Origin of the sequence: Pseudoalteromonas amylolytica, assembly GCF_001854605.1 — a bacterium.
GTDB classification, from domain to species: domain Bacteria; phylum Pseudomonadota; class Gammaproteobacteria; order Enterobacterales; family Alteromonadaceae; genus Pseudoalteromonas; species Pseudoalteromonas amylolytica.
Window position 1 is genome coordinate 787,378 of the sequence record NZ_MKJU01000025.1, and the last position, 12,494, is coordinate 799,871.

The 12,494-nt window shown below is 43.2% G+C and carries 12 protein-coding genes; 9 read left to right on the plus strand and 3 right to left on the minus strand.

Going from position 1 to position 12,494, the window contains the following annotated elements; all coding sequences use genetic code 11:
* Positions 1-36: 36 nt before the first annotated feature.
* The gene (locus tag BET10_RS10020; RefSeq protein WP_070985407.1) at positions 37-684 is read right to left on the minus strand and encodes an HAD family hydrolase; all 648 of its coding nucleotides are present in this window, start codon (positions 682-684) and stop codon (positions 37-39) included.
* On the minus strand, positions 681-1,391 hold the full coding sequence (ubiG, locus tag BET10_RS10025) for a bifunctional 2-polyprenyl-6-hydroxyphenol methylase/3-demethylubiquinol 3-O-methyltransferase UbiG (protein WP_070985408.1): 711 nt from the start codon (positions 1,389-1,391) through the stop codon (positions 681-683). The genes BET10_RS10020 and ubiG overlap by 4 nt, the downstream gene beginning before the upstream one ends.
* Before the next feature lie 185 nt (positions 1,392-1,576).
* Here ubiG and gyrA point away from each other — a divergent pair, with 185 nt between their 5' ends.
* The 9 genes from gyrA to pyrF all read left to right on the plus strand — a co-directional run bounded on the left by gyrA (position 1,577) and on the right by pyrF (position 11,894).
* Positions 1,577-4,255 (plus strand): DNA gyrase subunit A, encoded by a 2,679-nt coding sequence (gene gyrA, locus BET10_RS10030; RefSeq protein WP_070985409.1) that lies wholly within the window; start codon positions 1,577-1,579, stop codon positions 4,253-4,255.
* Positions 4,256-4,322: 67 nt separating this feature from the next.
* Entirely contained in the window at positions 4,323-5,405 is a 1,083-nt protein-coding gene (gene serC, locus BET10_RS10035; protein WP_070985410.1) for a 3-phosphoserine/phosphohydroxythreonine transaminase, read from the plus strand.
* The gene (aroA, locus tag BET10_RS10040; RefSeq protein ID WP_070985411.1) at positions 5,405-6,682 is read left to right on the plus strand and encodes a 3-phosphoshikimate 1-carboxyvinyltransferase; all 1,278 of its coding nucleotides are present in this window, start codon (positions 5,405-5,407) and stop codon (positions 6,680-6,682) included. Before serC ends, aroA begins: the two co-directional genes overlap by 1 nt.
* Positions 6,683-6,840: 158 nt before the next feature.
* Positions 6,841-7,554 carry a (d)CMP kinase gene (cmk, locus tag BET10_RS10045; protein WP_070985412.1) on the plus strand — a complete coding sequence of 238 codons (714 nt, stop codon included), beginning with the start codon at positions 6,841-6,843 and terminating at the stop codon, positions 7,552-7,554.
* Between the two features lie 95 nt (positions 7,555-7,649).
* Positions 7,650-9,317 (plus strand): 30S ribosomal protein S1, encoded by a 1,668-nt coding sequence (gene rpsA, locus BET10_RS10050; RefSeq protein ID WP_070985413.1) that lies wholly within the window; start codon positions 7,650-7,652, stop codon positions 9,315-9,317.
* A 59-nt stretch (positions 9,318-9,376) separates the two neighbouring features.
* Complete coding sequence (gene ihfB, locus BET10_RS10055; RefSeq protein WP_070985414.1) at positions 9,377-9,664, plus strand: integration host factor subunit beta; 288 nt, start codon at positions 9,377-9,379, stop codon at positions 9,662-9,664.
* A gap of 22 nt (positions 9,665-9,686) precedes the next feature.
* Positions 9,687-9,950, plus strand: a complete 264-nt coding sequence (locus BET10_RS10060) for a lipopolysaccharide assembly protein LapA domain-containing protein (protein ID WP_070985415.1) — start codon at positions 9,687-9,689, stop codon at positions 9,948-9,950.
* A gap of 2 nt (positions 9,951-9,952) precedes the next feature.
* Positions 9,953-11,089, plus strand: a complete 1,137-nt coding sequence (locus tag BET10_RS10065; protein ID WP_070985416.1) for a lipopolysaccharide assembly protein LapB — start codon at positions 9,953-9,955, stop codon at positions 11,087-11,089.
* Positions 11,090-11,189: 100 nt separating this feature from the next.
* Positions 11,190-11,894 (plus strand): orotidine-5'-phosphate decarboxylase, encoded by a 705-nt coding sequence (gene pyrF / locus BET10_RS10070; RefSeq protein WP_070985417.1) that lies wholly within the window; start codon positions 11,190-11,192, stop codon positions 11,892-11,894.
* Positions 11,895-12,099: 205 nt separating this feature from the next.
* Here the strand turns inward: pyrF and BET10_RS10075 are convergent, their stop codons facing one another.
* Positions 12,100-12,489 (minus strand): hypothetical protein, encoded by a 390-nt coding sequence (locus tag BET10_RS10075; protein WP_070985418.1) that lies wholly within the window; start codon positions 12,487-12,489, stop codon positions 12,100-12,102.
* Between the last annotated feature and the right edge of the window lie 5 nt (positions 12,490-12,494).

The window sequence follows — 12,494 nt, forward strand, 5'->3', positions numbered from 1 at the left end:
GGCACAAGATATAGTGCCTCGCAACATAGTTTTGCACTATATATGTGCAATTAGCGATTCTGGGTTAGTTAAATTCAGATCCGCATTCCAACTCAGTGCCACTTCCTGACTCGGTACGTACCCCCATAGAGCAGTGACAGAGCGCATGTTAGCTGCTTTTGCGGCTTCAATATCTCTTGCCGCATCCCCAACATAAAAGCAATGTTGTGGATCGACGGCCAATTGTTGAGCTGCATGCAATAACGGTTTTGGTGAAGGTTTGGCCTCGTCTAATGTGTCTCCACACACCACAACTTCAATCTGTTTTAATTCATCTATACACTCAAGCAGTGGCATGGTTAAAAAGGTCGGTTTGTTAGTCATTATGCCGACTTTAATTCCTCTACTATTCAACGCATTAAGTAATTGAGCGATGCCAGCAAAGCAATGACTATGTACGGCAATATTTTGCGCGTAGTAGTCAAGCACACTTTGGCGAAGGCGTTGCTCGTCATGTTGGACGAGTGTGTCTTTGAAGCCAACCTCAAGTAGTGCTTTTACACCGTTAGATATTGCAGGGCTGTATACCTCTTTACTGACAGGGGGGAGGCCGTGGGATTCAAGAGTGTGGTTTAATGCTGCACCTAAATCATCGCAGGTGTTAAGCAAGGTCCCGTCTAAATCAAAAATTACAGCTTGGATCATGCGAGTTTCTCAAAATGAAGCAGATAATTAACACTCACATCGTTGCTGAGCGTAAACGTTTTACTGATTGGGTTGTAGCTTATTCCGGCGCTGCCTCGCACTTTTAAGCCAACTTGTTCTGCCCAGTTGATAAGTGTGGATGGACGAATAAACTTGCCGTGGTCGTGTGTGCCTTCTGGAACAAGCTTAAGTAATTTCTCTGCGCCAACAATAGCCATCAAATAGGCTTTAGTGGTTTTATTTAATGTTGAAAAAAATACGCTGGCACCGGGTTTAGCCAGTTTGGCAACGGCTGCGATGATTGAGGCAGGGTCGGGGACGTGTTCAAGCATTTCCATACAAGTAACAACGTCAAAAGATTCCGGATGCTGCTTTGCAAACTCCTCGGCGGGAACGCGTTGATACTCTACTTTAACTCCGGATTCTAAACTATGAAGCTTGGCGACGTTAAGTGGCTCTTGCCCCATATCTATACCATGGGCATGTGAGCCAAGCTTTGCCATACTTTCTGTCAAAATACCGCCGCCACAACCTACATCGAGCACTTTTTTATCAAATAAGCCGTGACACTTATCATTAATAAAGTCCAAGCGCAGTGGGTTGATATCGTGTAATGGTTTAAATTCGCCCTCTTGATCCCACCAACGTTCTGCTATTTCTTCAAACTTTGCTATTTCCTGTGGGTCTACATTTTGATGTTCGGTCATAAAAAACTTCCTCGTTAATCTGAGCGCATTATAAGAGGGGTCAGATTAAAATCACTAAAACTTTGCGCCTGTAAATTGTTTAAAAGTGTGTTAGCATGGCGATTCAGAATTAATAATAACTCAACCTCTTCGCCATGCGATAGTGTGACATAAAAGAGGTAGACACTGAAGGAAAGTGGAATCAAATGACTGATCTCGCCAATGAAATCCTCCCAGTCAATATCGAAGATGAACTCAAAAACTCGTATTTAGATTATGCGATGAGTGTTATCGTTGGCCGTGCATTACCCGACGTTCGTGATGGTTTAAAACCAGTACACCGCCGCGTATTGTTCGCCATGAACGAATTAAAGAATGACTGGAATAAGCCTTATAAGAAGTCGGCGCGTGTTGTCGGTGACGTAATCGGTAAATATCACCCACATGGTGACAGTGCAGTTTACGATACCATAGTACGTATGGCACAACCCTTTTCTTTACGTTACATGCTGGTAGATGGTCAGGGTAACTTCGGCTCCGTTGACGGTGACTCTGCGGCGGCAATGCGTTATACCGAAGTTCGTATGGCGAAAATGTCACATGAGCTACTGGCCGATCTTGAGAAAGAAACGGTAGACTACGTACCAAACTACGATGGCACAGAGCAAATACCTGACGTACTTCCAACCAAAGTTCCAAACCTATTAGTAAACGGTTCGTCGGGTATTGCGGTTGGTATGGCTACCAACATTCCACCTCATAATTTAACCGAGGTAGTCAATGGCTGTCTGGCGTTGATTCAAAACCCAGATTTGAGCATTGAAGAGCTAATCGAATATATCCCAGGCCCAGATTTCCCGACAGCGGCGATTATCAATGGTAAAAAAGGCATTGAGCAAGCTTACAAAACGGGTCGTGGTAAGATCTATATTCGCGCCCGAGCGGAAATCGAAGTAGACGAGAAAACGGGTCGCGAGACCATCATTGTTCACGAGATCCCTTATCAAGTGAATAAAGCTCGCTTGATTGAAAAGATTGCAGAGCTTGTAAAAGAGAAAAAAGTAGAAGGTATTAGTGCATTACGCGATGAGTCAGACAAAGACGGTATGCGTATTGTGATTGAAATTAAGCGCGGTGAAGTTGGGGAAGTGATCCTTAACAACCTATATGCTCAAACACAGCTACAAACTGTGTTTGGTATGAACATGGTTGCGCTTGATAACAATCAGCCTAAGTGCTTCAATCTAAAAGAAATGCTTGAAGCCTTCATTGTTCACCGTCGTGAAGTGGTTACACGTCGTACCGTGTTCGATCTACGCAAGGCCCGTGATAGAGCGCATACCCTAGAAGGTTTAGCGATTGCGCTTGCAAACATAGACCCTATCATTGAACTGATCCGCAAATCTCCAAGCCCAGCTGAAGCGAAACAAGCTTTGATTGCACGTCCTTGGGAGCTAGGCACAGTTAAAACTATGCTTGAAAAAGCAGGTGAAGACAATGTGGCTCGCCCAGACTGGTTAGATGCAGAGCTTGGTATAAGAGATGGTCAATATTATCTATCAGAGCAACAAGCACAGGCTATTTTGGACTTACGCTTACATAAGTTGACTGGCCTTGAGCACGAGAAGATCCTTGCTGAATATCAAGAGCTATTAGACCTTATCGCAGAGCTACTTTACATTCTTTCTTCGCCAGAGCGTTTGATGGAAGTTATCCGTGATGAGCTTGTGATCATCAAAGAAACCTACGGTGATGAGCGTCGCACTGAGATCAGTGCAGCAGCACACGATATCAGCCTTGAAGACTTGATCAACGAAGAAGATGTGGTTGTTACCTTATCTCATGAGGGGTATGTGAAGTATCAGCCGCTTACAGACTACGAAGCGCAACGTCGTGGTGGTAAGGGTAAAGCCGCGACGCGAATGAAAGATGAAGACTTCATAGAGCGGTTGTTGGTTGCTAATACGCACGATACGATTCTGTGTTTCTCTACCGCTGGTCGCATGTATTGGCTGAAAGTTTATCAGCTACCATTGGCATCACGTGCAGCGCGTGGTAAGCCAATCGTTAACTTGTTACCACTTGAAGCCGACGAACGCATTACGACAATCTTGCCTGTACGTGAGTACGAAGAAGATAAATATGTATTAATGGCAACCGCAAACGGTACTGTTAAGAAAACACCTTTGACAGCTTACAGCCGTCAACGCGCCAGCGGTATTATTGCAATTAATCTAAATGAAGGTGATTGCTTAATAGGTGCTGATATTACAGATGGAAGTAATGACATCATGTTATTTACTGATCACGGTAAAGTCGTGCGCTTTAACGAGAAGTTACGTGACTCAGAAACTGGCGAAGTGAAAATAGACCCAGAAACTGGGGAAGAAATGTTAGCTTTACGTCCTATGGGCCGTACAGCTACGGGTGTACGCGGTATTAAGATGCCAGATGACGTGAAGGTGGTTTCACTGATTGTCCCTAAAACAGACGGTGCCATTCTCACGGTAACAGAAAATGGATACGGTAAACGTACACCATTGGAAGACTATCCAGCTAAGAGCCGTGCGACACAAGGTGTTGTCTCAATAAAAGTTAGCGAACGCAATGGCGCTGTTGTTGGCGCTGTTCAAGTTGATGACAGTAACGAAATAATGCTGATCTCTAACCGTGGTACATTAGTGCGTACCCGAGTCAGTGAAGTTTCAACGGTAGGTCGTAACACGCAAGGTGTTATTTTGATCAGAACTATTGACGACGAGCAAGTAGTTGGTTTACAACGTATCGAGGAAATAGCAGTTGAAGAGCTTCCCGACGGTGAAGGTACTGAGCTACCAGATACTGAGGGCACACCAGTGAGTACAGATGACTCACCGAGTGAATAAAGTTAACTAAAGCGGCTTCGGCCGCTTTTTTTATTGATGAATTTTATGTTGTTTAGGAATGAGGAAAATGACGGTATATAACTTTTGTGCGGGTCCTGCGATGTTACCACCAGAGGTAATGAAAAAAGCACAACAAGAGTTTTTAGATTGGCAGAATCTGGGTGTGTCGGTCATGGAAATAAGTCATCGCTCTGCACCATTTTTGGCAATGGTAGAAGAGTGTGAAGCAAGCCTTCGTCGTTTGATGAATATCTCAGATGAGTTTGAAGTATTGTTTATGCATGGCGGTGGAAGAGGGCAATTTGCAGCGGTGCCGCTTAATTTGCATCTTGACGGGTTGCCTGGCATCTACGTAGAAAATGGTATTTGGTCAAGTGGCGCAAGCCAAGAAGGTGCTAAGTTTACTGCTGTAGAGAGTATAAATATTCGCACAGATAAGGACGGGGTATTTGATATTCAACCTGTCGCACAGTGGCATTTACCAGAAAAAGCAGCTTATATTCACTATTGCCCTAACGAAACAATTGATGGTATTGAGATTTTTGACGTACCAAAGCATGATAGTGCACCTATTGTGGCGGATATGTCATCGGTCATTTTGTCTCGTGATATTAACGTGGACGACTTTGATATTATCTATGCTGGAGCGCAGAAAAACATCGGCCCTTCAGGTTTGTGTATCGTCATCGTGAGAAAGACTTTATTAGCGCGTGAAGGACTGCCTCGCCCTTCAATTCTTGATTATACCATTGAAGCCAAACAAGGCAGCATGTACAACACTCCACCAACGTTTGCTTGGTATCTGGCCGCTGAAGTTTTCAAGCATCTAGAAGCGATGGGTGGCGTATCAGCAATGGAAGCGCATAACAAGAAAAAAGCGGCTATTTTGTACGATTATATCGACAGCTCCGAGTTCTATAGCAATAAGGTTGCGAAACATTGTCGCTCTTTGATGAATGTACCATTTTGGCTAAAAAGTGATAGCTTGAATGAGCTGTTCTTGGCACAGGCGGAACAAGCTGGGCTTGTTGCTCTAGAAGGGCACCGCTTAGTGGGCGGGATGCGAGCAAGCATATATAACGCAATGCCAATTGAAGGTGTACAAGCGTTGGTAGAGTTTATGGATAAATTTGCCAAGGAGCATAGTTAATGGAACAGTTAACACTTAAGCCTATTTCCAAAGTGTCAGGTAGCGTTACTTTGCCTGGCTCTAAAAGTTTATCTAACCGTATTTTGCTGCTCGCAGCGCTCGCAGAGGGGACTACCGAGGTACATAACCTGCTTGATAGTGATGATATCCGCCACATGTTAGGTGCGCTTGAGCAAATGGGGGTTGATGTCACATTAAATCAGGATAAAACGGTAGCGACCGTAAAAGGGTGTGCAGGTAAGCTGCAAACGCCGCAACAGCCTTTGTTTTTAGGTAACGCTGGCACTGCATACCGACCTCTAACAGCTGTACTTGCAGCAACACAAGGTGTGTATGAACTCATTGGTGAACCTCGCATGGAAGAGCGTCCAATTGGTCACTTAGTTGACGCGATGCAAGCGTTGGGCGCAGATATTCAGTACCTAAAAAATCCAGACTACCCGCCACTGCGTATTAATGGCAAAAGCCTAAGTGGTGGTGAAGTGGAAATAGACGGTAGTATATCCAGTCAGTTTTTAACTGCTTTGCTGATGGCTTCACCATTGTTTGCCGGTGATACCTGTATTCGCATAAAAGGCGAACTGGTTTCCAAACCCTATATCGATATAACGGTTGGCGTAATGGCGCACTTTGGTGTGAACGTGATCAATGATAATTATCAAACGTTCAGCGTAAAGGGCGGCCAAACTTATCAATCCCCTAAGCGTATTATGGTTGAGGGAGATGCGTCGTCAGCGTCTTATTTCATTGCAGCAGCGGCGATTGCTGGCGGTGAAGTTGAAATCAATGGTGTAGGCAAGCAAAGCGTACAAGGTGATATCGATTTTGCCAAAGTTATGGAGCAAGTAGGTGCTAAGATTGACTGGCATGACGAAAAACTAGTTGTACGTAAAGGTGCATTAAGAGGCGTAGATATTGATGCGAACGCTATCCCCGACGCGGCGATGACGTTAGCAACCGTTGCGCTTTTTGCTGACGGACCTACAGCAATTAGAAATATCTATAACTGGCGTGTGAAAGAAACCGACCGTTTAGCAGCAATGGCGACTGAGCTTAGAAAAATTGGCGCAGAGGTTGTTGAAGGGCATGACTTTATCGAGATCACGCCACCTAGCACAATCCATCTTACTGATATCGATACTTACAATGATCACCGTATAGCGATGTGCTTTTCGATGGTAGCGGTAGGTGGACATGAAGTGATAATCAACGACCCAGGTTGTACTGCGAAGACCTTTCCTACCTACTTTGACGTGCTCGCGTCTATCAGCGTTTAATCGCCGATTTATTTTGTTTAGAGCTGTTTCTAAAACAGCTCTAAACATCATGTTTTAGTGCCTATCTAACAAAAAGTTACATGTAACTAAGGATAAATTCATTTAACTTGCGTATAATACTCGCGATTTATTTCAGGTGAGCATTTCAGGAGGTTTAAATGCCGGCATCTATGCCAGTTATCACCGTAGACGGCCCAAGTGGATCAGGCAAAGGAACCGTTTGTCGCTTGTTAGCCGAAAAGCTAAATTGGGATGTTTTGGACAGCGGCGCTATATACCGTGTATTGTCCCTCGCTGCACTTCACCATCAAATCGCTTTGGACAATGAAGAAGCTTTGGTGCCACTTGCAGCCAATTTAGACGTACAGTTTCTCATCGATCCGACTACTAAGAAGAGTAAAGTCATCTTAGAGGGGGAGGATGTGAGTAGCACAATTCGTGACGAAAAAGTAGGTTCTGCAGCATCGAAAGTAGCAGCGTTACCGCGCGTTCGTGAAGCTCTGTTGCGCCGCCAGCGTGCATTTAGAAGTGAACAAGGTTTAATCGCTGATGGTAGAGACATGGGCACCGTCGTATTTCCTGATGCGGAAATAAAATTGTATCTCACTGCCAGTGCAGAAGAACGTGCTAACAGACGATACTTAGAGTTGAATGCTAAAGGGCTAGATGTTACACTAAGTGGTCTGCTCCAGGATATTATGGCCCGTGATGATCGCGATATGAATCGCGAAGTGGCGCCGCTTGTTCCAGCAGATGATGCAATCGTGATTGATACGACCGAACTGGATGCGCAACAAGTATTTGCAAATGTAATGGCAATACTTAATGACGCAGTGGTTTCAGGTAAGCTCGAAAAATCGCGCTTAGCCTAATATTTTTAATGCGCTGGCAGGACGCCGGTGTTTTTTTAACTACCCCATGCAGCATGGTTGCTAATTGGAATATCAATTTATGAGACGTATTTAGTATGTCAGAAAATTTTGCGCAGTTATTTGAAGAAAGCCTAAAGGGTTTTGAAGCAGAGCAAGGCTCTATCGTTAAAGGTACTGTTATCTCAATCGAGAACAACATCGTTCTTGTTGATGCTGGTTTAAAATCAGAAAGTGCCATCCCTGCAGAGCAATTCAAAAATGCTGCTGGTGAACTAGAAGTTGCTGTTGGCGACGAAGTAGATGTAGCACTAGATGCAATCGAAGATGGCTTCGGTGAGACAATTCTTTCTCGTGAGAAAGCTAAGCGTCACGAAGCTTGGATCCGCCTTGAAAAAGCTTGCGAAGAGCAAGAAACCGTTATGGGTATCATCAACGGTAAAGTTAAAGGTGGTTTCACTGTTGAAGTTGATTCAATCCGTGCCTTCCTACCTGGTTCACTTGTTGATGTTCGTCCAGTACGTGACACAGCACACCTTGAAGGTAAAGAGCTTGAGTTTAAAGTTATCAAGCTTGACCAAAAGCGTAACAACGTAGTTGTTTCACGTCGTGCAGTTATCGAGTCTGAAAACTCACAAGAGCGTGAAGAACTTCTTGCTAACCTTGTTGAAGGTCAAGAAGTTAAAGGTATCGTTAAGAACCTTACAGATTACGGTGCGTTCGTTGACCTAGGTGGTGTTGATGGTCTACTACACATCACTGACATGGCGTGGAAGCGTGTTAAGCACCCTTCAGAAATCGTTAATGTTGGCGACGAAATCGCAGTTAAAGTACTTAAGTTCGACAAAGAGAAGACTCGTGTTTCTCTAGGTCTTAAGCAGCTTGGTGAAGATCCATGGGCAGCTATCGCTGGCCGTTACCCAGAAGGTGCTAAGCTTTCTGGTCGTGTAACTAACCTTACTGACTACGGTTGTTTCGTTGAAATCGAAGAAGGCGTTGAAGGTCTAGTACACGTTTCTGAAATGGATTGGACTAACAAGAACATCCACCCTTCAAAAGTTGTTAGCCTAGGCGACACTGTTGAAGTTATGGTTCTTGAAATCGACGAAGAACGTCGTCGTATTTCTCTAGGTCTTAAGCAATGTATCGCTAACCCTTGGCAAGAATTTGCTCGTCTTCAAAACAAAGGCGACCAAGTTACTGGTAAGATCAAGTCAATCACTGACTTTGGTATCTTCATCGGTCTTGACGGTGGTATCGACGGTCTTGTTCACCTTTCTGACATCTCTTGGAACACTCCAGGTGAAGAAGCTGTACGCGAGTACAAGAAAGGCGACGAAATCACAGCTATCGTTCTTCAAGTTGACCCAGAGCGTGAGCGTATCTCACTTGGCGTTAAGCAAATCGAAGCTGATCCTTTCAATAACTACCTAGACGCAAACAAAAAAGGTGCTATTGTTAAAGGTAAAGTGACTGAAGTTGACGCAAAAGGCGCAACTGTTGAGCTTATCGAAGGTGTTGAAGGTTACATCCGTGTAGCTGACATCGCTCAAGAGCGTATCGAAGATGCAACAACTGTTGTTTCTGCTGGCGACGAAATCGAAGCTAAATTTGTAGGTGTTGATCGTAAGAACCGTACTATCAGCCTATCAGTTAAAGCTATGTTCGAAGCTGAAGAGAAAGAAGTTCTTGAGAAGTTGAAGAAAGAAGAGCCTGCGTTCGAAAACGCAATGGCAGCGGCTTTCAAAAACGCTCAAAAAGACTAATACAGAGTCTTAACTGGAAGGGCACTTTAGCCCTTCCTTTTTATATCTAAGGAAACATTATGACAAAGTCAGAATTGATAGAACAACTAGCAGAGCAACATGCACATATTCCTGTAAAGGATGTAGAAAACTCAGTTAAAGAAATTCTTGAACAAATGGCAGGCTCATTATCAAGCTCTGATCGTATCGAAATCCGTGGTTTTGGTAGTTTCTCATTACATTATCGTTCACCTCGCACTGGCCGTAACCCAAAAACTGGCGAAACAGTTGAGTTGGATGGCAAATACGTTCCACACTTTAAACCAGGTAAAGAGTTGCGTGATCGTGTAAACGACAGCATTAAATAATACCGAACACATGGAGTAACACTTGATCAGGGTAGCTAAAAAAGGATTGGCGCTTGTTTTTATATTGTTGGCATTTGTAGTAGGGACTCAAAACCCTAACCTTGTCGACGTAAATTACATTATAGCCAGCAGTACTTTACCGTTATCAACCTTAATGAGTGTTTGCTTTATTGTCGGTGTATTCGTTGGGTGTGTGGTAAGCGTTTCGGTATTTTCGAAGTTGAAGTGGCAAAACTATCGGCTTAAGAAAAGTAATCGTCAAATGACACCTGATACTGAACGCTGACCATGACTGAGCTGTTGTTCTTATTGCTTCCTGTAGCTGCCGCGTATGGCTATGTTATGGGGAAAAACAGTGCTAAAAACCAAGCTCTTGAACTCAATCGCCAAATCACCTCACAATACAGTAAAGGTCTGAAATTTCTACTTGATCGAGAAGAAGATCAGGGCCTTGAACATCTAATCCAGCTTCTTGAAGTATCAGCAGATTCTGTTGAACACTACCTAACGCTTGCAACCTTGTTTCGTAAACGGGGTGAACTTGACCGAGCGATAAAAATTCACGAGTTATTGTTAAATCAGCCTAGTCTGAGCAGCAGCAATATGGCCTCGTGTCGTCTAGAGTTGGCTCAGGACTATGTGTTAGCAGGCTTGCTAGACAGTGCTGAAGAACACCTCGTTATTTTGGTTAAAGACAGCTATGTTGAAGCGCTGGATCCTATCATAAACCTTTATTCTCAGATGCGCGAATGGCACAAGGGAATAAGTATGTTTGAAGCCCATAGTGAGCTTTTCACAAAAGCTCAACATTGTGCGGCGGTCGCTAATTTTTATTGTGAGGCAGCGTTAGTTGACAACACTCCTAAGCTTATGGAAAAAGCATGTGCTTTAGATCATATGACTATCCGGCCTTATTATGAATTAGGGAAAGAGGCTTTCGAGAAGCAAGACCATGTTAAAGCGATTTATTATTGGCGCAAACTGGTAGTCAGTAAGACCAATACTGCACCTCTGTATATCAAAGAATTAGAACAAAGTTATATACAGCTAAATCTTAAAGATCAGTTTGATGAGTTAATCGAAGAATTGCTTTGCAAAGGTGGTGTGCTGATCAGAATTAAGCACTGCCAAGCGCTGCTCGAAAAGGGAAATCATCAGCAAGCGGTAGAGTTTTTAACCGATAGTTTAAAACGAGAACCTACCATACGCGGCTTTAGCTTTTTATTGCAATTACTGGGTAATAACAACGCGAAGATAAAGTCGGCTCTGATTGAAATAGACAAACTCGTAACATCTTACATTGCAACTAAGCCTGAATATCAGTGTAAGCAATGTGGTTTTAGTAGTCACAAACTTTATTGGTTATGTCCGTCGTGTAAGCACTGGGAAACAATTGGCCCGAGTAAAGGCTTAGACGGTTATTAATTGAAATGTAATAAAAGCTCAGGTCAACTGACAAACTTTTGGTATAATATCCGCAGCTATATCCTCTAATTTTCAAACTTCAGGTAAACGTAGGAATACTATGTCTCAAACAGATTCAAAAAAAGTACTTATTGCTTTAGATTATGACGACAAGCAAGCAGCATTAACGTTTGTTAAACAGCTTTCTCCATCTCTGTGTCGTTTGAAAGTAGGTAAAGAGATGTTTACTTACTTTGGTCCAGAATTTGTAAAAGAGCTGGTAGAGTTAGGGTTTGATGTGTTTTTGGACTTAAAATTTCACGATATCCCAAATACAGTAGCTAAGGCTGTTACCGCAGCTGCAGAATTAGGCGTTTGGATGGTGAATGTTCATGCAAGCGGCGGGTTAGAAATGATGCAAAAAGCCAAAGGAGCCCTAGCAAAGTATGGTGATAAAGCACCACTATTGATAGCCGTAACAGTGCTTACCAGCATGGACCAAGGCCAATTGCTACGTTTAGGTATTGAGAAAACACCGCAAGAGCAAGTGGTTTACTTAGCAAAATTGGCAAAAGAAGCGGGCCTTGATGGGGTAGTGTGTTCAGCACAAGAAGCGCAATTGTTAAAGTCACAATTAGGTGAAGAGTTTAAGCTGGTAACACCAGGTATTCGCCCAGCAGGCAGTGAAGCGGGAGATCAAAAACGTATCATGACCCCACAAAAAGCCGTTGAAGCTGGCAGTGATTACTTGGTAATTGGCCGCCCAATTACACAGGCAGATAATCCGCTTGAAACACTAAAAGAGATCAATAAATCAATTGGTTAGAGAATTTAAAAATTCAACAAGTGTTTTCTACAGGCTACTCTGATCAGGTAGCCATCACTCTTTTCTAGCTGTGCAATAGCATATTCCTGTAGCTTTGTTAGGTAGTTCTAACAGTTAACTTTACATTGGTTTTAGCGTTAAAGTTTAATCAGGCGAATACGCAAAAATGGAAAGTGTCTCAACTTTCCATTGCTAAATATGATGTTTAGAATTTTAACATTTTTTTGACATGGCAAACTTGAGGTAAAACATTTTTTTGTTTTTGGAATTGGACTCTATCGCCTTCTCTTATAGTAGCTGCAATGTTAGTTACCTTTTCTAGTATATTTGGCTTATCATATGTCACCACACCATTCATAACACAACTAAATCTACGTCCATTTGAGTCTACAGCATTTACAGTTAAATGGTTTTCGCTTACGTTCATGGTAAAAGTGCCTGCTTGACTGTAGTTTAAAATAACATCAGCAGTTTCGACGATGACACCATTACCATAATTAACTTCTGATATCGTTACTTCAGCCGCTGAAGCTGCGTTTGCTGATACACCTAGCGCTAAAGCGGCGATGCCTAGAATTTTGTTTAATGCTTTCATTGTAT

Coding starts and splice junctions, on each gene's coding strand:
- BET10_RS10020 (WP_070985407.1), bottom strand. CDS start 684: ATGATCCAAGCTGTAATTTTTGATTTAGACGGGACCTTGCTTAACACC.
- ubiG (WP_070985408.1), bottom strand. CDS start 1,391: ATGACCGAACATCAAAATGTAGACCCACAGGAAATAGCAAAGTTTGAA.
- gyrA (WP_070985409.1), top strand. CDS start 1,577: ATGACTGATCTCGCCAATGAAATCCTCCCAGTCAATATCGAAGATGAA.
- serC (WP_070985410.1), top strand. CDS start 4,323: ATGACGGTATATAACTTTTGTGCGGGTCCTGCGATGTTACCACCAGAG.
- aroA (WP_070985411.1), top strand. CDS start 5,405: ATGGAACAGTTAACACTTAAGCCTATTTCCAAAGTGTCAGGTAGCGTT.
- cmk (WP_070985412.1), top strand. CDS start 6,841: ATGCCGGCATCTATGCCAGTTATCACCGTAGACGGCCCAAGTGGATCA.
- rpsA (WP_070985413.1), top strand. CDS start 7,650: ATGTCAGAAAATTTTGCGCAGTTATTTGAAGAAAGCCTAAAGGGTTTT.
- ihfB (WP_070985414.1), top strand. CDS start 9,377: ATGACAAAGTCAGAATTGATAGAACAACTAGCAGAGCAACATGCACAT.
- BET10_RS10065 (WP_070985416.1), top strand. CDS start 9,953: ATGACTGAGCTGTTGTTCTTATTGCTTCCTGTAGCTGCCGCGTATGGC.
- pyrF (WP_070985417.1), top strand. CDS start 11,190: ATGTCTCAAACAGATTCAAAAAAAGTACTTATTGCTTTAGATTATGAC.
- BET10_RS10075 (WP_070985418.1), bottom strand. CDS start 12,489: ATGAAAGCATTAAACAAAATTCTAGGCATCGCCGCTTTAGCGCTAGGT.